At 32.0% G+C, this 26,674-nt stretch carries 23 protein-coding genes and 1 other annotated feature; of the genes, 12 read left to right on the plus strand and 11 right to left on the minus strand.

All coding sequences use genetic code 11. From position 1 onward, the window contains the following. The first annotated feature begins 14 nt into the window (after nucleotides 1-14). Together kdpDN and EQM05_RS03740 are read left to right on the plus strand one after the other, a co-directional pair. On the plus strand, nucleotides 15-1,139 hold the full coding sequence (gene kdpDN, locus EQM05_RS03735; protein ID WP_128748794.1) for a KdpD-like non-kinase potassium sensor: 1,125 nt from the start codon (nucleotides 15-17) through the stop codon (nucleotides 1,137-1,139). 135 nt (nucleotides 1,140-1,274) lie between these two features. Next, nucleotides 1,275-1,637 (plus strand): four-helix bundle copper-binding protein, encoded by a 363-nt coding sequence (locus EQM05_RS03740; RefSeq protein WP_128748795.1) that lies wholly within the window; start codon nucleotides 1,275-1,277, stop codon nucleotides 1,635-1,637. 185 nt (nucleotides 1,638-1,822) lie between these two features. Here EQM05_RS03740 and EQM05_RS03745 read toward each other — a convergent pair whose 3' ends face one another. Continuing rightward, a complete protein-coding gene (locus tag EQM05_RS03745) occupies nucleotides 1,823-2,122 on the minus strand; it encodes a hypothetical protein (RefSeq protein ID WP_128748796.1) in 300 nt (99 codons plus the stop codon). Between the two features lie 241 nt (nucleotides 2,123-2,363). Beyond that, nucleotides 2,364-2,624: a binding site (T-box leader), on the plus strand. Between the two features lie 71 nt (nucleotides 2,625-2,695). Here EQM05_RS03745 and EQM05_RS03750 point away from each other — a divergent pair. From EQM05_RS03750 to EQM05_RS03760, 3 genes are all read left to right on the plus strand, one after another. Continuing rightward, the gene (locus EQM05_RS03750) at nucleotides 2,696-5,344 is read left to right on the plus strand and encodes a valine--tRNA ligase (RefSeq protein WP_128748797.1); all 2,649 of its coding nucleotides are present in this window, start codon (nucleotides 2,696-2,698) and stop codon (nucleotides 5,342-5,344) included. A 25-nt stretch (nucleotides 5,345-5,369) separates the two neighbouring features. Next, entirely contained in the window at nucleotides 5,370-6,707 is a 1,338-nt protein-coding gene (locus EQM05_RS03755) for a folylpolyglutamate synthase/dihydrofolate synthase family protein (RefSeq protein ID WP_128748798.1), read from the plus strand. A 387-nt stretch (nucleotides 6,708-7,094) separates the two neighbouring features. After that, entirely contained in the window at nucleotides 7,095-8,006 is a 912-nt protein-coding gene (locus EQM05_RS03760; protein WP_128748799.1) for an IS1 family transposase, read from the plus strand. Nucleotides 8,007-8,188: 182 nt separating this feature from the next. On the opposite strand, the gene EQM05_RS03765 is transcribed toward EQM05_RS03760, so the two are convergent. Next, entirely contained in the window at nucleotides 8,189-8,434 is a 246-nt protein-coding gene (locus tag EQM05_RS03765; protein ID WP_128748800.1) for a TIGR03905 family TSCPD domain-containing protein, read from the minus strand. 175 nt (nucleotides 8,435-8,609) lie between these two features. On the opposite strand from EQM05_RS03765, the gene EQM05_RS03770 reads away from it, so the two are divergent. Then, the gene (locus EQM05_RS03770; RefSeq protein ID WP_128748801.1) at nucleotides 8,610-9,500 is read left to right on the plus strand and encodes a YncE family protein; all 891 of its coding nucleotides are present in this window, start codon (nucleotides 8,610-8,612) and stop codon (nucleotides 9,498-9,500) included. Here EQM05_RS03770 and EQM05_RS03775 read toward each other — a convergent pair. Both EQM05_RS03775 and EQM05_RS03780 read right to left on the minus strand, forming a co-directional pair. Continuing rightward, nucleotides 9,490-10,017, minus strand: a complete 528-nt coding sequence (locus EQM05_RS03775) for a DUF4364 family protein (RefSeq protein WP_128748802.1) — start codon at nucleotides 10,015-10,017, stop codon at nucleotides 9,490-9,492. The genes EQM05_RS03770 and EQM05_RS03775 overlap by 11 nt on opposite strands. Before the next feature lie 113 nt (nucleotides 10,018-10,130). Then, the gene (locus EQM05_RS03780; protein ID WP_128748803.1) at nucleotides 10,131-10,358 is read right to left on the minus strand and encodes an alpha/beta-type small acid-soluble spore protein; all 228 of its coding nucleotides are present in this window, start codon (nucleotides 10,356-10,358) and stop codon (nucleotides 10,131-10,133) included. A 341-nt stretch (nucleotides 10,359-10,699) separates the two neighbouring features. Here EQM05_RS03780 and pdaB point away from each other — a divergent pair, with 341 nt between their 5' ends. From pdaB to EQM05_RS03795, 3 genes are all read left to right on the plus strand, one after another. After that, nucleotides 10,700-11,425 (plus strand): polysaccharide deacetylase family sporulation protein PdaB, encoded by a 726-nt coding sequence (pdaB, locus tag EQM05_RS03785; protein ID WP_128748804.1) that lies wholly within the window; start codon nucleotides 10,700-10,702, stop codon nucleotides 11,423-11,425. 196 nt (nucleotides 11,426-11,621) lie between these two features. Continuing rightward, entirely contained in the window at nucleotides 11,622-12,122 is a 501-nt protein-coding gene (locus EQM05_RS03790) for a hypothetical protein (RefSeq protein ID WP_128748805.1), read from the plus strand. An 83-nt stretch (nucleotides 12,123-12,205) separates the two neighbouring features. Continuing rightward, nucleotides 12,206-12,940: a single-stranded DNA-binding protein gene (locus EQM05_RS03795; protein WP_128748806.1), complete on the plus strand. Its 735-nt coding sequence runs from the start codon at nucleotides 12,206-12,208 to the stop codon at nucleotides 12,938-12,940. Between the two features lie 45 nt (nucleotides 12,941-12,985). Here EQM05_RS03795 and dapD read toward each other — a convergent pair whose 3' ends face one another. Beyond that, nucleotides 12,986-13,696, minus strand: a complete 711-nt coding sequence (dapD, locus tag EQM05_RS03800) for a 2,3,4,5-tetrahydropyridine-2,6-dicarboxylate N-acetyltransferase (RefSeq protein ID WP_128748807.1) — start codon at nucleotides 13,694-13,696, stop codon at nucleotides 12,986-12,988. 163 nt (nucleotides 13,697-13,859) lie between these two features. Here dapD and EQM05_RS03805 point away from each other — a divergent pair, with 163 nt between their 5' ends. After that, a complete protein-coding gene (locus EQM05_RS03805; protein ID WP_128748808.1) occupies nucleotides 13,860-15,029 on the plus strand; it encodes an aminotransferase class I/II-fold pyridoxal phosphate-dependent enzyme in 1,170 nt (389 codons plus the stop codon). A gap of 44 nt (nucleotides 15,030-15,073) precedes the next feature. Here the strand turns inward: EQM05_RS03805 and glgA are convergent, their stop codons facing one another. Genes glgA through EQM05_RS03820 form a run of 3 tightly spaced genes read right to left on the minus strand, consistent with a single transcriptional unit; the run spans nucleotide 15,074 to nucleotide 18,820 of the window. Continuing rightward, complete coding sequence (gene glgA, locus EQM05_RS03810) at nucleotides 15,074-16,504, minus strand: glycogen synthase GlgA (protein ID WP_128748809.1); 1,431 nt, start codon at nucleotides 16,502-16,504, stop codon at nucleotides 15,074-15,076. A 42-nt stretch (nucleotides 16,505-16,546) separates the two neighbouring features. Continuing rightward, nucleotides 16,547-17,656, minus strand: coding sequence for a glucose-1-phosphate adenylyltransferase subunit GlgD (gene glgD / locus EQM05_RS03815; RefSeq protein ID WP_128748810.1), 1,110 nt, complete (start codon nucleotides 17,654-17,656; stop codon nucleotides 16,547-16,549). 30 nt (nucleotides 17,657-17,686) lie between these two features. After that, nucleotides 17,687-18,820, minus strand: a complete 1,134-nt coding sequence (locus tag EQM05_RS03820) for a glucose-1-phosphate adenylyltransferase (RefSeq protein WP_128748811.1) — start codon at nucleotides 18,818-18,820, stop codon at nucleotides 17,687-17,689. A 186-nt stretch (nucleotides 18,821-19,006) separates the two neighbouring features. Here EQM05_RS03820 and addA point away from each other — a divergent pair, with 186 nt between their 5' ends. Then, entirely contained in the window at nucleotides 19,007-22,807 is a 3,801-nt protein-coding gene (gene addA, locus EQM05_RS03825; protein ID WP_128748812.1) for a helicase-exonuclease AddAB subunit AddA, read from the plus strand. A gap of 103 nt (nucleotides 22,808-22,910) precedes the next feature. Continuing rightward, nucleotides 22,911-23,858 carry an L-lactate dehydrogenase gene (locus EQM05_RS03830; protein WP_128748813.1) on the plus strand — a complete coding sequence of 316 codons (948 nt, stop codon included), beginning with the start codon at nucleotides 22,911-22,913 and terminating at the stop codon, nucleotides 23,856-23,858. 334 nt (nucleotides 23,859-24,192) lie between these two features. Here the strand turns inward: EQM05_RS03830 and EQM05_RS03835 are convergent, their stop codons facing one another. The 3 genes from EQM05_RS03835 to EQM05_RS03845 form a co-directional block, all read right to left on the minus strand. Beyond that, nucleotides 24,193-24,753 carry a hypothetical protein gene (locus tag EQM05_RS03835; protein ID WP_128748814.1) on the minus strand — a complete coding sequence of 187 codons (561 nt, stop codon included), beginning with the start codon at nucleotides 24,751-24,753 and terminating at the stop codon, nucleotides 24,193-24,195. Nucleotides 24,754-25,134: 381 nt separating this feature from the next. Next, a complete protein-coding gene (locus EQM05_RS03840) occupies nucleotides 25,135-25,773 on the minus strand; it encodes an amino acid ABC transporter permease (RefSeq protein WP_128751023.1) in 639 nt (212 codons plus the stop codon). A 24-nt stretch (nucleotides 25,774-25,797) separates the two neighbouring features. Beyond that, nucleotides 25,798-26,598: an amino acid ABC transporter substrate-binding protein gene (locus EQM05_RS03845; protein ID WP_128748815.1), complete on the minus strand. Its 801-nt coding sequence runs from the start codon at nucleotides 26,596-26,598 to the stop codon at nucleotides 25,798-25,800. Between the last annotated feature and the right edge of the window lie 76 nt (nucleotides 26,599-26,674).

The following is a 26,674-nucleotide window of genomic DNA, read 5'->3' on the forward strand; positions in this document are numbered from 1 at the left end:
TTTCGAGGTGTGTTATGAACAATAAGTCGCCGGATCAATTCTTAAAAGAAATTGAAAGAGCAAGCAAGGGCAGACTAAAAATATATATAGGCGCTGCACCGGGAGTGGGAAAAACCTATCAGATGCTGAGGGATGCCCATGAAATGAAGGAAAATGGAATAGACATTGTTATAGGTCTCATTGAAACCTATGGAAGAAAGGGCACCATAGACCAGATAGGTGATCTTGAAGTGGTTCCTTTAAAACAGGTAGTTTATAAGAATGTTACACTAAAAGAAATGGATCTTGAGTCTATACTAAAAAGAAAACCTCAGATTGTAATTGTAGATGAACTTGCTCATACCAATGTACCTTACAGTAAAAATGAAAAGAGATATGAGGACGTACTGGAAATAATAGATAATGGTATTAGTGTAATGACAGCAGTAAATATACAGCATTTCGAGAGCCTAAATGATTATGTAAACAGGATGACTGGAGTAAAGGTAAGGGAAACCATTCCAGACACTATAATGGACTATGCTGATGAGGTTGAAGTTATTGATATTTCCATAGATGCCTTAAGGGATAGGCTGAGACAGGGGAAAATATACAGCAGTGACAAAGTGGAAACTGCCTTAAATAACTTCTTTAGGGTAGGCAACCTTAATGCATTAAGAGAATTAACATTAAGAGAAGTGGCAAACGAAGTTGATGAGCACCTTATGGAATATAAGAATGAAAAAAGCGTTGATGGACTTATTGGGGCACAGGAAAAAATACTAGTATGCGTGAATTTAAATTTTAATGCAGAATACCTTATAAGACGTGGCTACAGATTGTCAAAAATGCTAAAGGCTCCTCTTTTTATTTTAAATATAAAAAGTGAGAAATATACCACAGATAGGGAAACACTTAAAAAATTAGATGATTTAAGTGCACTATGCATGAAGCTTGGAGCAGAATTTAAGGTTGCTGCTGCACGAGATCCCGCAGAGGCTATTATTGAATTTGCTAAAGAAAATGCCATAACTCAGGTAATAATAGGTCAGTCTGCCAGAACCAGGACACATGAAATTTTAAAGGGATCCATTGTGAGAAAAATAATGAGAGGCACAAAATATGTGGATGTTATGGTAGTTGCGGATCCAAGAACTTAAAGGTTATAATATAACATTGAAATTTTATAAAAAATGTCCTCACATCAGGGCATTTTTATTTATACAATGAATATTTTCTAAATGATGAGTAAAAGATAAATTTAAGTTTAATAACTTAAATTGGAGGAAAATAATATGAATACAACAATGGATCTTCTGCCCTTATCCCTTATGAAAAATGATAATCCCCATCAGATATGTATAGATGCATGTGTTAAATGTGTTCAGATATGCCAGGAGTGTTTTCATCTGTGCTTGTCAGAAAATGATGTTAAGGAAAGAACAAACTGTATTAAAACACTTCAGGACTGCTCTGAAATATGTACAGCAGCATATTGTTTTATGTCAAGGGTAAGCACAAGCATAAAGGAAGTCTGCAGCTTATGTGCTGAAATTTGTGAAAGATGTGCAACTGAATGTGATATGTTTCAGGATCAGCACTGCAAAACCTGTGCAGACACCTGCAGGCAATGTGCAAATGAATGCAGACTTATTTAAAAGAATAAAGATTAAAGATCAAAGAACAAAGATTAAAGAATGTTCTTTAATCTTTCCTGCTTTAGATATATGGCTCTTTTATTCAATAGTGTTGATAAAGTAACAAATTCCCGTTAGGGACAAGCTAATTAAATATATTTCAGCATTTCTCATATTTATATATGTATTTTCCATATTAATTTTACTTATGTTTCTATAAATTTAAGTTTTTCTGTTAGTTCAATATATTTTTGTTCATATTTTTTCCATTGTCTTAAACTACATAATGTTATAGGAATAAAAAGCAAAGTTATTTGACAAAAGGTTTTCACCAAAAATGTTTTATTTGTAAGGCGATTTATACCAAATGCTAAAAGTATAAAAAATATATAAAGTATTAGTACTACTAATGCAACAGTAAAATTATTAATCAATATATATAAAAGCTTACCTCTTTTTCTTTTAACTGACCACTCTTTTAAAAATTTATAATTTTTATTTTCCATAATAATAACGTTCATTCCTTTCGCTGTGCTTAGGGCACAAAGTTTTATTAAAGTGATTAATTTACAAAATCCTGTGAATAATATAGACAAGTATATTTTATATTATACATATTCAATTATGATATATATAATAACTTTATTACTTTCTCAATTAATGATCAGAAAAAAGCCTTGACTTTTTTAGATAATTTTTCTTGACAGTTTTTTTAATAAGGTTATAATATACTTAAAATGTAATAGTTGTGATGCTGAGAAGAAGAGGAGTAGAGGATGTAAATATTAAGAGAGGAAAGTTCTGTGGATGAAAAACTTTCTATATGTAAAGCCTTGAAGGTAGCTTTGGAGCATCTTTACAGAACCACGGCTGTGTGCTGTACAGTAAGTAAAGACGGTTTTCTTAACCGTTATTAATTAAGAGCCTGGTATGATAAACAATACGTAAACATGCATAGTTTATCTTAAAGCAGGAAAAAAGGTGGTACCGCGAGTTTTCGTCCTTTTATGGATGAAGGCTTTTTTTATTGGTAAAAATTATTATTTAAATATATAAACATATTTAGCGGGGTGTATAAAGTGGAAGATTCAAAAAATATCAGCAAAACATATGATCCAAAAGAATTCGAAGACAAAATATATGAATGGTGGCAGGAAAAAAAGTTATTTACACCTAAAGTGGATAAAAGTAAAAAGCCATACACAATTATGATGCCTCCTCCTAATATTACAGGAAAACTGCATTTAGGTCATGCACTGGATAATGCCATGCAGGATTTCTTAATAAGGGTAAAAAGAATGCAGGGATACAGCACTTTGTGGCTTCCAGGTGAGGATCATGCCAGCATTGCAACTGAGGTCAAGGTAGAAAATGAGCTTCTTAAAAAAGGACTTAAGAAAAAAGAAATGGGAAGGGAAGCTTTCCTTGAAAAAGTGTGGCAGTGGACTGATGAATACAGGGAAAGAATCAGAAAACAGCTTAAGAAAATGGGATGTTCCGCAGATTTTACAAGAGAAAGCTTTACTATGGATGAAAAGCTTGATAAAGCTGTTAAGACGGTGTTTGTAAAATTATATAATGAAGGGTTAATTTATCAGGGAAACAGATTAATAAACTGGTGTCCAAAATGTAAAACAGCATTGTCAGATGCTGAAATTGAATACAGTGAGCAGGAAGGGCACTTCTGGCATATTAAATATCCAGTAGTAGGAAGCGATGAATTCTTAGAGATAGCTACCACAAGGCCTGAAACCATGCTTGGAGATTCTGCAGTAGCAGTAAATCCAAGGGATTCAAGATATACTCATTTAGTTGGAAATAAATTAATACTTCCACTGGTTAACAGAGAAATACCAATAATAGCTGATGACTACGTGGACATGGAATTTGGAACAGGTGCAGTTAAAATAACTCCTGCTCATGATCCAAATGATTATCAGGTTGGAAAGAGACATAACCTTGATGAAATCATAATAATGAATGAGGATGGCACTATAAGACAGCCTGGTACAAAATATGACGGCCTGGACAGATATGAGGGGAGAAAATTAATTGTTTCAGACTTAGAAAAGCTTGGACTGCTGGTTAAAGTAAAAGAACACAGTCATAATGTAGGCTGTCACGACAGATGCGGTACAGTTGTGGAGCCAATGGTTTCAAAACAGTGGTTTGTAAAAATGGAAGGCCTTGCAAAGCCGGCTATTGAAGCTGTAAGAAACAAGGAAACAAAGTTTGTGCCTGAAAGATTTGATAAAATATATTTTAACTGGATGGAAAATATTCAGGACTGGTGTATTTCAAGACAGCTGTGGTGGGGACACAGAATACCTGTATGGTACTGTAAAGACTGCGGAAAGGTTATAGTTTCAGTAGATGCACCGAAGAAATGTGATGGCTGTGGAAGCAGTAATTTACAGCAGGATAAGGATGTACTTGATACCTGGTTCTCATCGGCACTGTGGCCATTTTCAACATTAGGCTGGCCTGATGAAACTGAGGACTTAAAATATTTTTATCCAACATCAACTTTGGTAACAGGCTATGATATTATATTCTTCTGGGTGGCCAGAATGATATTCTCAGGTATTCATAATATGGGAGAGGTACCTTTTGAAACTGTGCTGATTCATGGCATAGTAAGAGATTCTCAGGGCAGAAAAATGTCAAAATCTCTTGGTAATGGCGTGGATCCACTGGATGTAATTGATAAATATGGTGCTGATGCATTAAGATTTATGCTGATTACAGGTAATGCAGCAGGCAGTGATATAAGATTCTATGAGGAAAAGGTAGAATCAGCAAGAAATTTTGCAAACAAGATCTGGAATGCATCAAGGTTTGTACTAATGAACTTAGACAGAGATCTTATGGAAAAATATAAAAACTGCCATAATTACTCACTGGCAGATAAATGGATATTATCAAGAACAAATACTATAGTAGAAGAGGTTACTTCCAATATTGATAAATATGAACTGGGAATAGCTTCACAGAAGGTTTATGACTTTATGTGGGGAGAATTCTGTGACTGGTACATTGAACTTGTAAAGCCGGTTATGTATGGTGATGATGAAGAGGCAAAGGGTGTTGCTTATAATGTATTAAACAAAGTATTAACCATTGGACTGCAGCTCCTTCACCCAGTAATGCCATTTATTACAGAGGAAATTTATCTTCATCTGGAAAGACAATATGAATCCATAACAATATCAAAATGGCCTGAATATGAGGAAGCACTGCACAATGAAAAAGCTGAGAAAGAAATGGAATATATAATTGAAGCCATTAAATCCATAAGAAATGTGAGAACAGAAATGAATGTACCACCTTCCAGAAAGGCTAAGATAATGGCATTCATTACAGAAAATGAATCTAAGCCTGCCTTTGAAGAAGGAAAAGTTTACTTTGAAAAACTGGCTTCTGCAAGCTCCGTTGAATTTTTAAATTCCAAGGAACAGGTACCTGATAATGCAGTTTCAGTAGTTACCTCGGCAGGTGAAATATTTATTCCTCTATTTGACTTAATAGATAAGGAAAAAGAGCTGGAAAGATTAAATAAGGAAAAAGAAAAACTGGAAAGTGAAATTAAAAGAGTTGAAAATAAACTTTCAAATGAGAAGTTTGTATCCAGAGCTCCTGAATCAGTAGTCAATGAAGAAAGAGCAAAGGGCGATAAATATAATGAAATGCTGAAAGCTGTTCTTCAAAGATTACAGGGCTTAAAGTAAATATGTAATTGGGGGCGCATTACAAATGAATTATCATGAAGCCATGGAGTATATAAATGATACAGCTAAATTTGGGAGCAACCTTGGACTTTCCAGAACTGAAAAACTTCTGGAACACCTGGGGAATCCCCATAAAAAGTTAAAATGTGTACACATTGCCGGAACTAACGGGAAAGGCTCTATTACTGTTATGCTCAGCACAATGCTGAGAGAAGCAGGGTATAAAGTTGGTATGTATACATCACCATACCTTGAGGAATTTGAAGAGAGAATTCAAATTAATGGAGTTAATATACCAAAATCTGATTTAGCTGAAGCAGTAACTCAGGTGGCAGAGGCTGTAGACAAGGTACTTAAGGAAGGCTATGACAATCCAACGGAATTTGAAATTATAACCTGTGCCATGTTCTATTACTTTTATAAAATGAAGGTTGATTATGCCGTTATGGAGGTTGGATTAGGGGGGAGACTTGATTCCACCAATGTACTTACAGCAGGAAACGGATTTGGAACACTGGTTAGTGTAATAGCTTCCATAAGCTATGATCATATGAATATTCTGGGAAATACATTAGGTGAAATAGCACATGAAAAGGCAGGTATAATTAAAAAGAATATACCTTTGGTGCTTTATCCTCAGGAGCCTGAGGCACAGCAGGTCATAGAAGACACTGCCTTAAAAATGAACAGTAAAATAATTAATGTAAATAAAAACTCTGTGGCTTATGAAGATGAATTAAATCCTATGAATAGTGACTTTACACAATCCATAGTGGTAAAATCCAATAAAGATACTTATCATATTAAGTTATCACTTCTGGGACAGCACCAGCTTCTTAACTGTGCTACTGCAATATATGCAGCAGAGCAGTTAATTCAGGCAGGAGCAGTAAAGCTTAAGAAAGGCAGCATAGAAACTGCTTTGAGCAAAGTAAAATGGCCTGGAAGACTGGAAGTAATGAGTAAAGAGCCATTTATAGTAATTGATGGGGCACATAATATTGATGGAATCACAAAGCTCACAGACAGCGTTAAAACATATTTCAAATATAATAAAATGATTTTGATTTTAGGAATATTGGCGGATAAACAAATTGATGCCATGATTAGTCAAATTGCTCCCATGGCAGATAAAATAATAACAGTGAGCCCTCACAGTTCAAGGGCAGAGAGCTCAGATAAGCTTAAGAATGCAATTTTGAATTATAACAGAAATTGTGAGAACATTGATGATTATGAAAAGGCACTGAAAAAGGCAGTTTCATATATGCAAAAAGGTGATTTGCTCCTTATAAGCGGTTCATTATACATGATAGGTGATATGAGGAAAACAATAAAAAGGAGTATTTCAGAACTACTTTAAAAGTAGTTCTGAAATACTCCTTTTTAAATAACAAAGATTAAATAACAAATAATGTTGTTTTGCCTTTGGGCAAAACTTAAATTTAGGGAGCTGTGGCACTAACGAATTTACATACAATATATTGTATAGTATTTATTTTTATTTTTTAGTTTTAGCTCTATCCTTCTCCGATACTGTTAGCTATATAGAAAGTAATAAATATCTTCACCGTAGCTGTCATAAAATATCCAATCCTCAAGGATTTTTGGGACTGCTAAAGGTGATTAGATATTTACTTTCTATAGACACATATAGCTCTTTTAAATAATAGTGTTGATGTGATTAGGACAAACCTATACTGGCAATAATTAAGTTAAGTATATATTACTGAAGGGATATAAAATTATTATGGAGATAAAAAAATGTGCTGATATAAATATGTTATCTTATTTTGCTGCATTAAGGCAGACACCTGAGAGAAAATGCCCGTACTGTGACTGCACCCACACTGTATTATATGGGAAATACTATGGTAAACAAAGATATATATGCAGAGGCTGCAAAAAAACTTTTAATGACTTTACAAATACACCAATTGCAAGGACTCACTTTCCTGAAAAGTGGGAAGCATTCATTAGGTGTACCCTTGATGGCTTGTCCCTTAAGGCGGCAGCCAGGGAAATTGGCATTTCTTATGTAACACTATTTTACTGGAGACACAAGTTGCTCTCTGCTTTAAAAACGATTAAACAAAATAAAATGCATGGAGAGTTTGAACTTGAAAATTTCTTCTTAAAATTTTCCCGGAAGGGACAGAAAAATATTGAACATGATGAAAAAAGAGTACATGACAAAAGTGTAAGCCATATAAATATTACAAATAAAAAGGTTTGTGTACTTACAGCTCTGGATTTGCATAATAATATTTATTCCAGAGCTGTGGGTACAGGCAGAATGTATGCAAATGATATTGACAATTTTATTGGCAAAATACTCAATAATAATAAAAAGGCATGTTCAAGGCCAAAGCAATTTTTTGCTCTGTTCTTTAAAAGAAAGAAAATAAGGGAGATCAATAAACCTCTTGATAATAGCTCTGAAGCAGTAAAATATAGACGTGACTGCATGGAATGGATGTACCGTTTTAGAGGAGTAGCAACAAAGTATTTAAATAATTATTTGAGCTTATTCAAATTCTTAAAGAGTTCTAATTTTAATAATATTTCATTTGCAATAAATATATTTATAGAAGAAATAAGTAAAATTAATATTCAAAATACATATATAAATATGAGAAATGCTGAAATCAGTTTTAATTGACATGTCCCTAACGGGAATTTGTTACTCCATCAACACTATTGAATAAAAGAGCCTTATACCCAAAGCATAAAAGATTAAAGAACAGGGAACAAATATTGCTGTTTTGCTTACAGCAAAACTCAAATTAAAGATTTTCGGCCAAAGCCGAAAATCCACATTATTTGTTCTTTAATCTTTAATCTTTATTCTTTGTTATAAAGTTCTAAGGCTTTAGCCAATTGATCTGGGCAGGAAGTTACCTTTGAACCACATCTGATTCCCTTTAATCTTTTAATTGCTTCATTTACGTCCATACCTTCTATTAAAGAAGCTATTCCCTGTAAATTTCCTTCACAGCCCCCTGAAAAATTAACCTTTACCACTTTGTTGTCAACTATATCAAAATTAACAGTTCTTGAGCAAACTCCAGTAGGATTATGGCTGTACATAATATCACCTCACCGTAAAGTTATATGCGTGTATAAACAAATAAATTATACCCTACATGGGCATGTTTTTCAATATTATTTATAGTTCAGAGTATATATAACTAAAATTTTTAGCGATTTCTATTAACTTTATTATGTAATTTTCATAGTATATTTTAGAGGAGGTTAGATTCATATGAGTTATATATATGTTTGTAATACTTCATCGGATTGCATATCAAAAGTTAATGTTGAAGAGTTTAGAGAGGAAAGCAAGATAACCTTGAATACCGGCTTATCCGACAGAATTGGGCCTCATGGAATATGTGAATACCATGATAAAATAATAACTGCAAATAGTTATAGTAATAATATTTCTGTTATAGATACAAAGCAGGGGAGAGAGGAATCGAAGCACTTCATAGGTATGCACTGTAACGATGTAATTGTATATGATAATAATGCTTACATCATATGCGGAGAATCAAACAATGTAGTAGTATTTGATTTAATAAAAAATAAAATATCCGAGGAAATTCCATGCGGCAATTTACCGCACAGCATTGCAATTAATAAAGAGACAGGAATTTTAGTTGTTTCTAATATGGAAAACGATAGCATAACACTTATTGACTGTCATAATAAGGATGAAACTAAAAGTATTAAGGTGGGTTCATATCCTACAAAGGCCATATTTACTGTGGACAATAAATATATACTTGTTTGTGAAAGCAACATTGGTTCAGATTACAGAGGAAGTATTGGAATAATTTCTATGAAAAACTTCAAAATGATATATAGGATTCCTGTTGGAAACTGCCCTGTGGATATGGTTTGTGATGAAAGATACTGCTTTGTTTCAAACTTTGGAGAGGGATTTATAAGTGTGGTGGATATTAATTATTATGAGGTAATGAAAAAAATAAATATTGGTGGTATGCCTCGTGGAATAATTAAATATAATCAATTTGTATTTGTTGGAGACAATTATAATAATCTGCTTATTAAGGTAAACATTTTTAGTGAAGATAAAAAAATTATACCTATAGGTGGAGAGCCTACAGGTATGATACTATCTAATTATTAATTAGAATATTAATTATTTCATTGTAAAGCTTTGAAGAATTATTTTTCCACTTTGTGCAAAGCTCTCTTGCCTGTTTATTGGAGCCTACTGATAATTTTAAATCTATTAATAATAAGTCATTTTCCAAAGCCCTTAAATCAACTATAAAATTGTTTTTATTATCAATGGTATAGTCTGCAGTACAAGTTACCTCTTTTTTAATATTTTCCATATGTTTTTTTAAATAGTCGTCTATTTTATCTATTTTATTTTTAGATATTCTCTCTTGAAATAAGGAAAGAACCTTTTTACCTTTATTGGTAATTGAATATTTGTGTCTATTACCTTCCTTAATATTTATTATAAAATTAGCAGATACCAATTCCGTCAGATATTGCTGCAGAGTAAAATAGTTTATAAAGTTATTTTCAAGAATTATTTGAGTAATCTGAGTATTGGATACAGAAAATTTCATTTTACTAAATATATACAAAAGCAAAAGCTTGTTTTCAGCTAATTCTAAGGTATCTTTACACATTATTCAACCTCCACAGAAAATGTTTCATAAGTTTTTTCTTTAATTATTATAACATATACAAATGATATTATGAAATAAAATAAAAAATTGCACCTGGTTAGGTGCAATTTTTGTTACTTACCATGAGTTAAATCATTTTCAGCTTTGGAAATGAGACGTTTAACCATTTCTCCTCCAACTCTTCCGCAGTTTCTAGAAGTTACTTTACCCCAGTAATCTTCAGAGCCCTGATGAACTCCTAAATTAAAACCCTCAGCAATTTCATATTTCATATTATCAAGTATTGGATGTACATCAGGAATCAATTGTGTTCTACCGTTACCAGATTCTCCAAGTGCCATAATAAAAGCCTCCTTTATCTGAAACTCCCATGCCTAAAGGCGTGGGGCTCTTAAATACTAATAACTTTCTTTATTAACTCGAAAATTAATAAAACTGAGTTATATTCTTTAAGACTTTCACTATCAAGAATTGCAACCAATTCATTAACGATAGCATAACGCCCGTTTCAAGACGTTTGATTTTAATAATATTATATACACATATTCCATATTTTATTCAAGCGGTATAAGCATTCATCCCACTGAAAATATTAAATAAAGTGGAATATTAATGAAACCAGGGCAATATAAATCAGTTTAGGGGTGTAAAATTTGATTAATAAAGAAATAAAAAAATAATTATGGTTTTAATACTGTTGTTTTTTGGTGCAGCATCATCAATATTATTTAATTATAAGAATACTGGAGCATTTATGCCAGTAAAAAGGAAATTGCCCATTTACAGTGTAGACACTGCAGATAAAAAAGTATCAATAACCTTTGATGTGAGCTGGGGACAGGATCATACTAAAGAGATTCTTGATATACTGGACAAATACAATATAAAATGCACATTTTTTATTGTAGGTGCCTGGGCAGAGGACAATAAAGAGCTTGTACGACAGATATATGAAAGAGGCCATGAAATAGGAAATCACTCCTATAATCACCCTGACTTTACAAGGGTATCAAAGGATAGAATAATTCAGGAAATAAATAAAAACGATAATCTTATTGAAAAAATAACCGGCGAGAAACCTACATTGGTAAGATGTCCTGAAGGAAACTATAATGATTCTGTAATAAATATAATTGAATCAACTAATCATTACTGTATTCAGTGGGATGCAGACAGTATTGACTGGATGCAGCAGGGAGAAGAAATAGAATATGAAAGAATTATGAAGAAAACCCAAAATGGATCCATTTTCCTTTTTCATAATTATGGTAATCATACTACTAAAACACTGCCAAGGATAATAGAAAAACTTAAAAGTTCAGGATATACTTTTGTAAAGGCTGGAGATCTAATTTATAAGGATAATTATTATTTTAATAGTGAGGGAAAACAATTTAAACAAAGGTAATCTATATGTTTTCTGCAAATTGTGCAGCATTTTTTTACAAAGTATATAAATTTGGAATTTTATACTGTAAAATATTGAAAATAGTAATCCATTTGTATTATAATGGAAGAGGACAGTATATGTATAATTTATTAGGTATAAAAAATTAACTGCAGTTAAAACTAACATTAAGTATATGTTAATGGGAGTTGTTAATATGAACACTGTGGTTATATTAGAGGACAGTCCTGATTTTACCAGGAGCATTAGCCTTTTAATAGATAAATTAAAATTAAATTTAGAGATAATTCCATGCAATCTTGTAAAAGACAATGGAGTCTATAATTATATTATTGTAAATAATAATTTAAAAACAAAAGCTAAAAATTTAAATTGCAGCTACTGCCTGGTAAATGTAGATAACCTAAGTGAAAAAGAAATAAGTACCAGTATATATGGGAATATTATAACTTACGGCTATGGCAATAAAAACACTGTTACCGTTTCCAGTGTGGGAGATGAAGAGGGTCATTTAATTTACTGCCTCCAGAGAAATTTAAATAATAATTCTTTTGGAATGCTGGAACCCATAGAGATTCCAATTCATGGGGAATATCACAATGAAGATGAAATATATGCTGTTATTTCATTAATTACAATTTCTTTAATAGAAGGAATAGATATAGATTACTTAAGAAAAAAAATAATAGAAAAATAATTTACATAGTATATTTTTAATTCCATGGGAATAGATATATGTTGTATAAAAGTTTTAAGAAACCAAGGGAAAGAGGGGGTACAATGGACAATTTAATGCTAAACAATAAAATTTATTTAGAGGGACAGGTTCAATCAGAGCTGACTTTTAGTCACGAAATGTATGGAGAAGGATTTTATACATTTTACTTTGAGGTTCCAAGGCTTAGTGATGCAAAGGACATTTTACTGATAACTGTTTCTGAAAGATTAATAGGGGGAATGAACATAAGCATAGGCTCAGAATTAGCTATTGATGGTCAGTTAAGGTCTTATAATAAGTTTGTAGATGGAGCTAACAGGCTCATATTAACAGTATTTGCAAGAAACATTCAATATTGTATTGAAAAAAGTAAAAATCCAAATCAGATATTCCTTGATGGATATATTTGTAAGGAGCCAGTGTATAGGACAACTCCCTTTGGAAGGGAAATTGCAGATATGCTTATAGCAGTTAACCGTGCATATAATAAATCAGATTATATACCAACCATAGCTTGGGGGAGAAATTCCAGGTTCTGTAATGACTTAACAGTTGGTGACAATATAAGAATATGGGGAAGACTGCAGAGCAGAGAATATCAAAAGAAAATTAATGATACTGAAGTAATAAAAAAGGTAGCTTATGAGGTATCTATTTCTAAAATGGAAAAGGTAAGCAAAGAAGACAATGAGGAAAGTGAAGAAGTAAAAGATCAGCAAAGTACAACTGAAGATGTCAGTGAAAATGACAGTACTTTGGATGATGCAGAAAAAGAAAAGGTATATGACATAGTATAATGAAATTCCAGTAAAATATCGCAACTGATACTTTACTGGAGTTTTTTACTTTCTTAAATCATTTAAAATCTTGGTTTTATCCTTGGTCTTAACATCTACAGATTTAATTATTTTAGCTGGTGTACCTGCAACTACAACTCCGCAGGGAACATCCTCTATTACTACAGATCCTGCTGCAACCACAGAGCCATTGCCAATTTTTACTCCTTCAAGTATAACTGAATTTGCTCCTATTAAAACATCATCGCCTATTTCACATGGTGACTTGCTTGGCGGCTCAAGAACACCTGCCACAACTGCTCCTGCACCTAAATGAACTCTTTTACCAAGCTTTCCTCTGGCACCAACTACAGCATTCATATCCACCATAGTTTCTTCACCTATTTCAGCACCTATGTTTATTACAGCACCCATCATAATTACGGCATTTTTTCCTATGGTTACTCTATCCCTTATAATTGCACCTGGTTCAATTCTTGCATCAACACTTAGTAGATTTAAAAGGGGAATTGCAGAATTTCTTCTATCCTGCTCTATCCTGTATTTTTTAATTTTATCTTTATTCTTTAATAAAAAATCTGAAACCTCATTACTTTCACCAAAAAGTATATTAAAGTTTTCAGAGCTGTAGCTTTCTATATTCCCAAAGTCACAGGAAGATAAGTTTCCGCTTATATAAACTTTAACAGGTGTTGCTTTTTTAGATTCTTTTATGAACTTAGCTATTTCATAAGGATCTGTTAAATTCAATTCCATAATATTACCTCCAACATAATATATTCCAACATATTATAACAAAATCTGCTTATAATGAATAATATTATTATAATAAATAAATTTAGTAATTTAAAGGGGTAATACCACTTTTTTTACTGATAGGTTATAATATATACATTATAAATGAGGGGGCATATTATATATGGATAAAAACAAATTTGAACAAATCATGTCAAGCAATGTGAATAATATTGAAATTTCAGGTATAAGAAAATTCTTTAATAAGGTGTATAAATATAAAAATGCTGTTTCTCTTACTCTGGGGCAGCCTGATTTTCCTGTGCCTGCAAAGATAAAAGAGGCAATGATTGGGGCCATAAATGAAAACAAAACTACATATACTTCAAATGCAGGCATTGAAGAGCTGAGAGTAGAAATAAGCAGATATTTAAAAAGTAACTCCATTGAGTATAAAGCAGATGAAATATGTGTCACCGTTGGGGGCAGTGAAGGTCTCATGGATGTATTTGCAGCACTAATTAACAGCGGAGATAAAGTACTTATTCCAACCATAGCATATCCGGCTTATGAAAGCTGCGTAAAGTTATTTGGAGGAAAAGTTATTAATTATGATTTGGAAAAAGACTTTACAATAGATGCAAAAAGTTTATCACAGCTAATGGATTCTGAAAAGCCTAAAGTACTGGTTATTTCCTATCCATGTAATCCAACAGGTACAATTTTATCAAAAGAAAAAAGAGATAAAATAGCAGAGCTTTTGAAACAAAAGGATATAATTGTAGTAACTGATGAAATGTATGGCTCTATGATATTTGACAGCAAGTATTATTCCATAGCACAAAACAATGAAATAAGAGACAAAGTAATATTAGTAAGCGGATTTTCTAAAATGTTTTCAATGACTGGATTAAGACTTGGGTATGTATGTGCAGATGAAAATTTAATGAAAGGAATTATGAAAGTTCATCAGTATAATGTTTCCTGCGCTCCATCCATTGTTCAGTGGGGAGCTTTGGCGGGATTAAAATACTGCCTTCAGGATGCAGAGCAAATGTGCAGAGAATTCAAAAATAGAAGAGATTATATGTATGACAGATTAATTAAAATGGGAATTGAAGTTAATCTGCCCCAGGGTGCTTTTTATATGTTTCCAAGGATCAGCAGTAAATTTAAAAGCAGTGAAGAGTTTTGCGAAAAAATGCTTCAGGAAGCCCTTGTGGCAGCAGTACCAGGCTCTGCATTTGGAAAAGGGGGAGAGGGCTATTTCAGAATTTCTTATGCATACAGCATGGATCAGTTAAAGGTATGCTGTGACAGAATGGAACAGTGGCTAATGTCATATAAAGAATAGAATATAAAAGCCCCCATGTGATAAAAACATGGGGGCTGCTTAAGTTACAATATTTCACTATAAAGTTTTAAGTATTTGTCGGCAGAATTATTCCAGCTATTATCTTCATTCATTGCTGTTATAACCAACTTGTTCCAAATATCTTTATTTTTATAAAAGTTAAGTGCTCTTCTAATTGTGTATAGCATATCATGAGCATTGTAGTTAGTAAATGAAAATCCATTTCCCCCACAGGTATTTTCATTATAGGAATGCACAGTATCTTTTAATCCGCCTGTTTCACGTACAATAGGCAGGCTGCCATATCTTAATGCTATAAGCTGACCAATACCGCAGGGCTCGAACAAGGATGGCATTAAAAATAAATCTGAAGCTGCATAAATTTTTTGAGCTAAGTTATTATCAAATAATATATTAGCTGAAACTTTAGATGGATATTTCCATTTGAAAAATTTAAACATGTCCTCATATTGCTGCTCACCTGTGCCCAGTACCACCAATTGCAGATTTTCCTGCAGTATTTCTTCAATGACACACTTAATTAAATCAAAGCCCTTTTGACTGACTAATCTTGATACAATGCCTATCATAGGAATATCAGCATCTTCAGGAAGTCCAAGATCTTTTTGAAGACGCGTCTTATTAATATTTTTTTTGTCTATGCTTGAAGAATCATAGTTTACATAAATATCCTTGTCAACTACAGGATTGTATAAATCATAGTCTATACCATTTACGATTCCCTGTAACTTTGAATTTTGAGAACGCAGCAGACCATCAAGCTTTTCACCATATTCCGGGGTTTGAATTTCACTGGCATAACTGCAGCTTACCGTAGTTATTCTATCGGAATAATTTATGCCGCCTTTCATAAATGATACCCCATCATAAAATTTTAATGCACTTTCATTATAATAACCGGAATTTAAACATAACAGTTCCGAAAGAACACTTTCTCCAAAAACTCCCTGATATTTCAGGTTATGAATAGTATAAACCGTTTTAATATTTCTATGGCTTTGAGAATCTTTATACAGGTCTTTTAATAAAACAGGAACTATGGCTGTCTGCCAATCATTACAGTGTATAATATCAGGAGTAAAGTCATCCATATAGTAGATGGATTGAAGTATTGCCTTTGAAAAATAAGAAAATCTTTCTCCATCATCGTAATATCCATAAGCACCCCCTCGTTTAAAGTAATATTCGTTGTCTATAAAATAGAATGGAACTGAGTCATATTCAAGATACTCCAGCCCGCCGAATTTATTGCGCCAGCCAACTGGTACATTAAAACTGCCCTTATGGATCATTGAATTTTTAAATTCTTCTTTTATATCATTATATTTTGGAAGAATAACTCTTGCATCTATGCCGAGTTTCCTAAGTGCCTTTGGCAGAGCATAGGCTACATCTGCTAAACCCCCGGTTTTTAAAAAAGGGTAACATTCGGATGCTGCAAAAAGTATTTTCATAATCTCATTACTCCTTATAGTATATTTTTATTAAGTTTTGAATTATACTAAGGTCCTTTTTTCTATGACAAGAGGGAATTCCAAGTCACCTTTTAATTCTGAGTTTTCCTCAATAATAATATTTTTATCTATAATTACATTTTTTAGTCTGGAACCTTTTTTTACTATAGAATTCTGCATTATTATACAATTTTCTATTTCAGCATTTTCTTCCACTACTACGCGTCTGCTTATTACACTATTTTTAATGCTGCCCTTAATAATACAGCCATTGGCAATCAATCCATTTGAAACAGATGAGCCATTTACATATTTAGTAGGTGCTTCATCTTTAACTTTTGTATAAATCAAGCCATTTTTAAAGAATAACTCTTTGTTTATATCCAGATTGAGCATGTCCATATTTGCTTTGTAATATGAATTAATGGAGCTGACACATTGAAGATATCCATTAAATTCAAATGCATTTACATTTAATTTTTCGATGTTCTTATAGATCCATTCCCTTATAGATCCAAAGTAACCAGTTTCAATACATTTATTTAATATATCTATAAGAAGCTTTTTACTCATAATAAACATGTCCATGGATATATTAAGTTCATTCTTTGTGCCGATATTTTTACCTACTCCAAGCACATTATTATTATTATCCAGATTTAATACATTTCTATCTTTAAAATTTAATTTACCATCATTAATTTTTTTATATATAATTGTAATATCTTTTCCTGACTTTTCATGAAATTTTGCAGCATCTATATAGCTTAAATTAGCAATCATGTAAGAACAGGTAAGTATTACTTTATCTTCTTTACTTCTGTATAAGTATTCCAGGTTGTTTTTTAACATTTCTATATCATTAAAGTATGAAGAGCCCATGCCATAATTAAAAATAAACAGTCCATTAAGTTTTCTGTCTAAATCCCAGGGCTTTCCTGATCCCAAATGATCAATTAATGATCTTGATTTGCTTTGAGTAAGTATTCCAACATTTCTTATTCCTGAATTAACCAGGTTTGACAAAGTAAAATCTATTATTCTGTATCTTCCTCCAATTGGTATAGAAGCCAGCGGTCTGTTTTTTGTAATACTTTTAATTTGATCTTCATTTTCAGTTAAGCTAACTATGGACATATAGTCTGACAGCATAATAAAACCTCTCTTCTTAAATATATTAATTTAGATTCTCTTTACTTTACCATTATCAGGTATTACTACAATTTCGTTATTATTTCCTATTGTACATTCAGCAGCAATATCTGCATTGGTTCCTATAATAGCCTTACTAATTAAAGAGCCCTTACCTATTCTTGTATTCTGCATTATTACTGAATCCTTTATAGTAGAATCTTCACTAACATAAACTCCAGGGAAAAGCACAGAATTATATACTTTACCAAGCACAATACAGCCTTCAGCTATAAATGAGTCCTTTATATCAGAGCCAGGGCCTATATATTGAGGAGGTCTTGTTGGATTTACAGAATATATTTTCCAGCTTTGGTCATGCATATCTAAGCCATTCTCATCGTGGAGCAGATCCATGTTGGCCTCCCAGTAGCTTTCTATTGTGCCAACGTCTTTCCAATAGCCCTCAAATGGATAAGCATAAACATTTTTTGAACCTTCAAGAAGCCTTGGTATTATATTCCTGCCAAAATCGTTGCTTGATTTTTCATCATTTTCATCTTCATGCATATACTTTTTCAGCAATTTCCAATTAAAAATATATATACCCATAGAAGCCAGATTGTTTTTTGGTTTCTTTGGCTTTTCTTCAAATTCATATATCTTATTATTTTCATCAGTATTCATTATTCCAAATCGGCTGGCTTCAGATATAGGGACCTGAAATACAGCTATTGTAGCATCAGAATTTTTTTCTTTATGATATTCAAGCATTTTTGCATAATTCATTTTATAAATATGATCACCTGATAAAATAAGAACATAATCAGGATTAAATGAATCAATATAATGTCTGTTTTGAAAAATGGCATCTGCTGTTCCTTTGTACCACTTTCCACCTGATTCTTTCATATATGGCTGAAGGATACTTACACCGCCTGTATTTCTATCTAAATCCCAGGGACTCCCTATGCCTATATGAGTGTTTAATATCTGAGGTCTGTATTGAGTAAGCACACCAACGGTATCAATACCAGAATTAGAACAATTACTTAAGGTAAAATCAATAATCCTGTATTTGCCTCCAAAAGGTACAGCTGGTTTTGCATTTCCTTTGGTGAGAGCTCCAAGCCTGCTGCCTTGCCCGCCGGCGAGAATCATGGCAATAATTTCTTTTTTTTGCATATTTACAACCCCCTTTTGTAAAAATAAAATTGAATCAATATAAAATATACCTTAATTTTATTTTACATTATTTTATAATAAAATGGCACAAAAAAGTAAAATAAATTGAAGAAATGGATTCATACTATACAAATTATGAGATTTCTAATATATATATGATAAAATATTATTGAAGAAGGTGATATTGTGCCAGGTACTAAATGGACAAAAGAACAAAGTGAAGCAATAAATTCAAGGAACTGCAATCTTCTGGTAGCCGCAGGGGCAGGTGCTGGGAAAACTGCAGTACTGGTAGAGAGAATAATTAGAAGAATAATGGATGAAAATGATCCAGTTGATATAGATAACCTGCTTGTAGTGACATTTACCAATGCCGCAGCATCAGAAATGCGTGAAAGGATAGGAGAGGCTATTTCAAAAGAGTTGGATAAAAACCCTGAAAACAGAAGACTTCAGACACAGCTCACATTGTTAAACAAGTCCAATATTATGACTATCCACTCTTTCTGTCTCCAGGTTATCAGAAATAATTTTCACTGTATTGATTTAGACCCCAATTTTAGAATTGCTGATGAAACTGAGGGAATCCTATTAAAAAGTGAAGTGCTGGAAGAACTTTTTGATGATATGTATAAAGAGGACAATGTAACAGATGATTTTCTTCAATTAGTTGATGCCTTCGGTGGAAAAGATGATAAAAAGGTTCAGGATATGATACTCAATGTATATAGATTTGCTGAAAGTTCACCATGGCCGGAGAAATGGCTGCGTGATTCTGCTGAGCAGTTTAATTTGGATGAAAACTATAATTTTGGAGAAACAAAATGGGCAGAGATATTAATGGAAGATGTAAATATAGAACTTCAGGGCTGTAAAGATAAACTTGAAAAAAGCATAGAAATGATAAAAGATTCTCCTGGATTAGAATACTACATGCCTGTATTTATAGAGGACCTTGGAAATATAAATGATTTAATACATGCAAAAGATTTTGATGAGCTGACTTATAAATTTACTAATATTGAGTTTTCAAAGCTTCCAGGTAAAAAGAGTAAGGATGTGGATACAAGCGTTAAGGAATATGTAAAAAAGCAGAGGGATGAAGTTAAAAAGAAAATTACTGAACTTAAAGAGAGTATTTTTTTAAATTTAAGTAACAATAATAAGGATTTAAAGTATATGTACCCAATGATGAAATGTTTATCATATCTTGTATCAGAATTTAAAAGAAGGTACTCAGTAAAGAAAAGGGAAAGACTTATAATAGACTTTAATGACATAGAACATTTTGCATTAAACATTTTAACTGAGTTGGATAGCCATGGATACATAAAGCCTTCAAGTGCAGCATTAGAATACAGAAAGAAATTTGAAGAGATCTTTGTGGATGAATATCAGGACAGTAATTTAGTGCAGGAAGTACTGCTGAATATGGTAGCCAGAATAGATGTTTCCGGTAAATGGCTATTGGATGAAGAATATAAAAGTACTTGTAATCATGATGACATAAGTGTAACAGAAAATGCAGCTCAAAATATGTTTATGGTTGGGGATGTTAAGCAGAGCATATATAAATTCAGGCAGGCAAAACCAGAGCTTTTCCTTGAAAAGTATAATAATTATAGTGAAGAGAGAGGTGCAGAGAATAGAAGAATCAAGCTGTTTAGGAATTTTAGAAGCAGAGAAGAAATAATCAATGGTGTAAACTTTATTTTCAAACAGATTATGTCTGAAAACATTGGAGAATTAAATTATAACAGTGAAGAAGAATTGATTCCTTCAGCAGATTATCCTATTGATAAAGAAGCAGAAAAGGATTCTGTATATGGCGGTGAAATTCAGGTTGATATCATTGAAAAAAATAAAACAGATATTTCAAACCAGGACACTGATGAAGAACAAAAAGATGATATGGAAGATGAAGAAACTCTGGATAATATTCAGCTGGAAGCAAGGCTTGCGGCAGATAGGATAAATGATATTATAAATGGCTCAAATGGAATGCCAATGAAAGTCTATGATAAAAGCACAGGAAAATACAGATTTGCTAAGTACAAAGATATAGTAATATTAATGCGTTCAACTAAAGATTATTCAAAGACATTTACTGAAGAATTAACTAAGAAAAATATACCTGTATTTGCTGATACAAACAGCGGCTATTTTGAAACAGTAGAAGTTAAAACCATGATATCATTGCTGCAGATAATAGATAATCCTTATCAGGATATACCTCTGCTTTCAGTTCTGCGTTCTCCAATTTCATTTTTATCTGCAGAAGAATTAATTGATATAAGGAATGTAGACTTTGATAAATCCATATATGAAAATATGCTGGCAATATGTAATGAAGAAAATCTCTGCAGTGATGAATTAAAAGATAAGGTTCAATCATTTATTGCAAAACTTAAGCAGTGGAGAAATGATTCACTGCATACGGCCTTAGATGAATTCATATGGAAGTTGTATACTGAAACTGGATATTATGGCTTTATAGGTGCTCTGCCAGGAGGAATGCAGAGGCAGGCAAATCTAAGGATTTTATTTCAGAGAGCAAAGGAGTTTGAAAAAACCAGTCTTAAGGGATTATTTAATTTTGTAAATTTTATTGACAAACTAAAGAAAAATAGTGGAGATATGGGAAGCGCAAAGATACTTGGAGAAAATGAAAATGTTGTAAGAATTATGAGTATTCATAAAAGTAAGGGGCTGGAATTTCCTGTGGTAATACTTTCAGCATGCGGAAAAAGATTTAATTTTATGGATTTAAACAGCAGTCTGCTGCTTCACCAGGATCTTGGATATGGACCTGATTTTATTGATATAAAAAGAAGAGTGAGCTATCCCACAATATATAAGTCAATAATGAGAAAAAAAATTAAACTGGAACTAATTGCTGAAGAAATGAGAATATTATACGTTGCTTTTACCAGGGCAAAGGAAAAGCTAATAATAACTGGAATGGTAAGTAATGTAGAAGGAAAATGCAGACAGTGGGCATCAATAAGCAATAGCACAGAAGAAAAGATTTCTGAATATGACATATTAAATTCCAAGTGCTATTTGGACTGGATAGGCTTAGCTCTTGTAAGGCATACTGATGGAACTGTTTTAAGAAGTAAAGGCGGTAAAAAAGATTTTAAGCATTTAATTGATGATAAATCAAAATGGAAAATAAAAATCTGGAATAAGGAACAGTTTTTAAATACAGCAGAATCTCCTGCTGAAGAAGAACATGTTGAAAATCAACTTGAGAATCTTCTTAAAGTAAAAAATGAAGTATACTTTGAAGAAGTAAACAGAAGATTAAAATGGGAATATAAATATGTTAAATCCTCTAATATTCCTGCAAAGCTTTCAGTATCAGAAATAAAGAGAAGATTTCAGGTTATTGATGACACAGACAGCAGCAGCCTGATCTCTCCCATTGAATTTAGAAAACCAGGTTTCTTAGAGAATACAAAAAAATTTACAGCGTCAGAAAGAGGAACTATACTGCATCTGGTAATGCAGCATTTAGATATTAATAAGGTTTCATCTAAGGAAGAAATACAGCAGCAATTGATTCATCTTATAAATAAACAGTTTATTACAGAGGAGCAAAGCAAAATCGTAAATATTAATAATATCTTTAAATTTTATCAGTCAGATATAGGAAAAAGAATAAAGAAAGCACATAAGATATATAGGGAACAGCCATTTTATATAAAGGTTCCCAGTACAAGTTTATATAATGACTTAGATATGGAAACATATAAGGATGAGGAAATTTTAATACAAGGTATAATTGACTGCTACTTTGAAGAAAATGACGGCCTTGTTCTGCTTGATTATAAAACCGATTATGTTGAAGATGAGCAGCAGATAATTGAAAAATATAAAATTCAGATTCAGTACTATGCAAAAGCACTGGAGGTGATAACCGGCAAAACTGTTAAGGAAAAATATATATATTTATTTTATAATGGAAATTTAATAAGTTTTTAAGGTGTGATAATAATTATTAGTTGAAAATTATTGTATATTAGTATATAATAAATGCATGAGATATTTTAAATTTTGACATAATAATATTAATGAAGGTGATTGTATGGAAAAGAAAGGTACAAAAATATCAATTATAGGAGCTGGATTTGTAGGGTCAACAACAGCTTATGCATTGATGATGGAGGGTCTTGCTTCTGAAATTGTAATAGTAGATATAAACAAAGATAAAGCTTTTGCAGAATCAATGGATCTATCACATGGAGCATCATTTGTAAAACCTGTAGAAATAAAAGCTGGTGATTACAGCGATACTTCTGATTCTGATATAGTTATTATAACTGCTGGAGTTGGACCAAAACCTGGTGAAACAAGGTTAGATATTATAAATAAGAATTTAGGTGTATTTAAATCAATAGTGCCCGAAGTTGTAAAGTACAGCCCTAATAGTATTTTATTAGTGGTTTCAAATCCTGTTGATGTATTAACATATATAACATATAAACTATCAGGATTTCCTGCATCCAGAGTTATTGGCTCCGGTACAGTACTGGATACATCCAGATTCAGATATATGTTAGGAAAACATTTTGAAGTAGATGCAAGGAACATCCACACTTATATTATGGGTGAGCATGGTGATTCAGAGATTGCTGCATGGAGTATAACAAGTATAGCAGGTATGAGTGTTGATCAATATTGTTCTAAGATGTGCAGCAATTGTGATGATAAATTCAAATATAACATAGCAGAAGATGTTAAAAATGCTGCATATGAAATATTAAATAAGAAAGGATACACTAATTATGCAGTAGCTCTGGCTATTAGAAGAATCGTAGAAGCTATTTTAAGAGATGAGAATGCTATATTAACAGTTTCAAGCCTGCTAACTGGTGAGTATGGTATTGAAGGAGTATATATGGGAATGCCAACTGTAGTAGGTGCTTCCGGAGCCAAGAGAAGGCTTGAGGTTCCTCTTGATGATGGAGAACTAAAGGAATTAAAAAGTTCTGCTTCAGTTCTTAAGGAATACTTAGATAAAGCAAGAATTTAAATAAAAAAAGTTCAAAGATTAACTTTGAACTTTTTTTATTTAAATTAAAGATTAGAGAACAAAGAACAAATAATGTAGATTTTCTGCTTTGGCAGAAAATCTTAAAATTCAATTGGTTGAGTGAATCATGCATTTTAAGAACCAAGAATGGTGCTAATTATGGTTTTTAACTATATAATTTTATTTAGTATGGTTAAAAAAGGATTTGAAAAATCCAAAGCCGGTAGGCAAAACAACAATCTTTGTTCTCTGTTCTTTAATCTTTCCTTCTTTAGGTATATGGCTCTTTTATTCAATAGTGTTGATAAAGTAACAGATTCCCATTAGGGACAAGTCAATTAAAACTGACTTCAGCATTTCTCATATTTATATATGTATTTTGGATATTAATTTTACTTATTTCTTTTATAAATTTATTTATCGCAGATAAAATATTATTAAAATTAACGTTCTTTAAAAATTTGAATAAGCTTAAATAATTATTTAAATACTTCGTTGCTACACCTCTAAAACGGTACATCCATTCCATGCAGTCACGTCTATATTTTACTGCTTCAGAGCTATTATCAAGATATTTATTGATCTCTCTTATTTTCTTTCTCTTAAAGAACATGGCAAAAAAGCTTTTTGGTCTTGAGACTGCCTGCTTATTTTTATTTAATATTTTTCCAATATAATTTTCCATATCAATTGCATTCATACGTCCTGTGCCCACTGCCATGGAATAAATATTTTTATGTGAATCCAGTGCTGTAATAACGCAAACTTTATTATTGCCGATATTAATGTAACTTACGCTTTGATCATGAACTCTCTTTTCATCATGTTCAATGCTTTTCTGTCCCTTCCGGGAAAATTTTAAGAAGAAATTTTCAAGTTCAAACTTTCCCTGCATTTTATTTGTTTAACCATTTTTAGTTATTAAAACCTATGATTCACTTAATCAATTGAGTTTTTGGTTTTTCTGTAAAGAAAAACTACCTTATTTAATCTTTGTTCTTTAATCTTTGTTCTTTTAATGAAGTCCTATTCACATCAACATTATTATTTAAAAGAGCCATAAGTGTCTGTTAGAAAATAAATATCTAATCACCGTAGCAGTCCCAAAAATCTTTGAGGATTGGATATTTTATGACAGCTACAGTGAAGATATTTATTACTTTCTATATAGTTAACAGTATCGGAAAGGGATAGAGCTAAAATAAAAATTAAAAATAAATACTAAAATATATTGTATGTAAATTTATTAGTGCTACAGCTTCTTTTTTTATTGTAATCAGCTTCTTATAGCATATTTTTTCTCCAGCTGTCTAAAAATCAGTACAATAAACATGGTTATTGTTAAATATATTGCTGCAGCAGCTGCAAATGGTGTAATAGTAAAATCTCTTGTTACAATTTCCTTTGCAGCTCTGGACAGCTCTCCAATACCAATTACAGATACCAGGGCTGTGTCCTTTATTAAATTTATTGCTTCACTGCAGACTGGCGGGAATACCCTTATAACGGCCTGAGGCAATATAATTAATGACATGGTCTGATAATAATTCATTCCCAATACTTTTGCAGCTTCAAATTGACCAATGTCAATTGAATTTATGCCGCTTCTGAAAATCTCTGCAAGATAAGCAGAATAATTTAGTACAAAAGCTATTGAAGCCGCTGTTAGAGGCTTAAATTTTATACCGAAGACTGGAAGACCAAAATATACAAAGAAAATTTGCAGCAGCAGAGGTGTTCCTCTAAAGCACCATGTATATGCACTTAAAATGTAATTTAAAATTTTCAATGTGGAAACTTTACCTAAGGCAATAAGCACACCTAAAGGAATGGAAAAGATTATTGTTATTAAGGAAAGTTTTAAAGTTATTCCGCTTCCTTTTAGTATATATATAAAAATATCTATAGTATTAATTTTGAACACCTCACAAATAATTCTTTATTTTACGATAATACTTTTGCCAAACCATTTTTCAGATATTTTATCTGCTGTGCCGTCCTTTTTCATATCATCCAGAACCTTGTCCAATTCTGTTTTAAAGGATGTATCGGATTTCCTGATTCCCACTCCATAGGATTCTTTTCCAAAGTTATCATTTAATATTTTATAGGTATCTGGCTTCTTCTGCATATAGTACCTTGCAACTACTTCATCTATTACTACAGCATCTATTCTTCCAGCTGATAAATCCATTAGAGCTTCAGTATTATTAGAGTATTTTCTAATTTCTTTTAATGATTTAGTAAAGCCTGAATCTTTATTCAAAGCTTCTTCTGAACTGCTTCCCAGCTGAACACCAATGGTTTTATTAGAAAAATCATTTTTGGAATTATATGAAGAAGAAGCATTAACAACTATTACCTGGCTGTTATTTAAATAAGGCTTAGAGAAGTCTATCTTTTGTTTCCTTTCATCAGTTATTGTGAGACCATTCCATATTAAATCAATGTCCTTATTATTAAGACTCATCAGCACCCCATCCCAGTCTACAGGTTTAAAAACTGCCTTTACTCCCATTCTTTTTGCAGCTTCTTTTGCTAAATCTATATCAAACCCCGCTATTTGTCCTTTGTCATCTTTAAAACCCATTGGGGGAAAACTGTCGTCCAGTCCAACTACCAACTGACCCTTTGATTTAATATAGTTTAGAGAGTTATCTGCTGATTGTTTTTTGCTGCATCCAGTAAAAAGTGTTAATACAAAAGTAGTTAAGATTATTGCTGTAATTAATTTTTTCATTTAATTTGCCTCCTGCATTTATTTTATATAATTATAATTTATTACACTAAAGTTGTAAAGCACTAAATTGATAAGA

It is taken from the genome of Clostridium sp. JN-9 (genome assembly GCF_004103695.1).
GTDB lineage: Bacteria > Bacillota > Clostridia > Clostridiales > Clostridiaceae > JN-9.

Excerpts from the sequence above, each read along its gene's own strand:
- kdpDN (WP_128748794.1), top strand. The coding sequence starts at position 15 with ATGAACAATAAGTCGCCGGATCAATTCTTAAAAGAAATTGAAAGAGCA.
- EQM05_RS03740 (WP_128748795.1), top strand. The coding sequence starts at position 1,275 with ATGAATACAACAATGGATCTTCTGCCCTTATCCCTTATGAAAAATGAT.
- EQM05_RS03745 (WP_128748796.1), bottom strand. The coding sequence starts at position 2,122 with ATGGAAAATAAAAATTATAAATTTTTAAAAGAGTGGTCAGTTAAAAGA.
- EQM05_RS03755 (WP_128748798.1), top strand. The coding sequence starts at position 5,370 with ATGAATTATCATGAAGCCATGGAGTATATAAATGATACAGCTAAATTT.
- EQM05_RS03760 (WP_128748799.1), top strand. The coding sequence starts at position 7,095 with ATGGAGATAAAAAAATGTGCTGATATAAATATGTTATCTTATTTTGCT.
- EQM05_RS03765 (WP_128748800.1), bottom strand. The coding sequence starts at position 8,434 with ATGTACAGCCATAATCCTACTGGAGTTTGCTCAAGAACTGTTAATTTT.
- EQM05_RS03770 (WP_128748801.1), top strand. The coding sequence starts at position 8,610 with ATGAGTTATATATATGTTTGTAATACTTCATCGGATTGCATATCAAAA.
- EQM05_RS03775 (WP_128748802.1), bottom strand. The coding sequence starts at position 10,017 with ATGTGTAAAGATACCTTAGAATTAGCTGAAAACAAGCTTTTGCTTTTG.
- EQM05_RS03780 (WP_128748803.1), bottom strand. The coding sequence starts at position 10,358 with ATGGCACTTGGAGAATCTGGTAACGGTAGAACACAATTGATTCCTGAT.
- pdaB (WP_128748804.1), top strand. The coding sequence starts at position 10,700 with ATGGTTTTAATACTGTTGTTTTTTGGTGCAGCATCATCAATATTATTT.
- EQM05_RS03790 (WP_128748805.1), top strand. The coding sequence starts at position 11,622 with ATGAACACTGTGGTTATATTAGAGGACAGTCCTGATTTTACCAGGAGC.
- EQM05_RS03795 (WP_128748806.1), top strand. The coding sequence starts at position 12,206 with ATGGACAATTTAATGCTAAACAATAAAATTTATTTAGAGGGACAGGTT.
- dapD (WP_128748807.1), bottom strand. The coding sequence starts at position 13,696 with ATGGAATTGAATTTAACAGATCCTTATGAAATAGCTAAGTTCATAAAA.
- EQM05_RS03805 (WP_128748808.1), top strand. The coding sequence starts at position 13,860 with ATGGATAAAAACAAATTTGAACAAATCATGTCAAGCAATGTGAATAAT.
- glgA (WP_128748809.1), bottom strand. The coding sequence starts at position 16,504 with ATGAAAATACTTTTTGCAGCATCCGAATGTTACCCTTTTTTAAAAACC.
- glgD (WP_128748810.1), bottom strand. The coding sequence starts at position 17,656 with ATGCTGTCAGACTATATGTCCATAGTTAGCTTAACTGAAAATGAAGAT.
- EQM05_RS03820 (WP_128748811.1), bottom strand. The coding sequence starts at position 18,820 with ATGCAAAAAAAAGAAATTATTGCCATGATTCTCGCCGGCGGGCAAGGC.
- EQM05_RS03830 (WP_128748813.1), top strand. The coding sequence starts at position 22,911 with ATGGAAAAGAAAGGTACAAAAATATCAATTATAGGAGCTGGATTTGTA.
- EQM05_RS03835 (WP_128748814.1), bottom strand. The coding sequence starts at position 24,753 with ATGCAGGGAAAGTTTGAACTTGAAAATTTCTTCTTAAAATTTTCCCGG.
- EQM05_RS03845 (WP_128748815.1), bottom strand. The coding sequence starts at position 26,598 with ATGAAAAAATTAATTACAGCAATAATCTTAACTACTTTTGTATTAACA.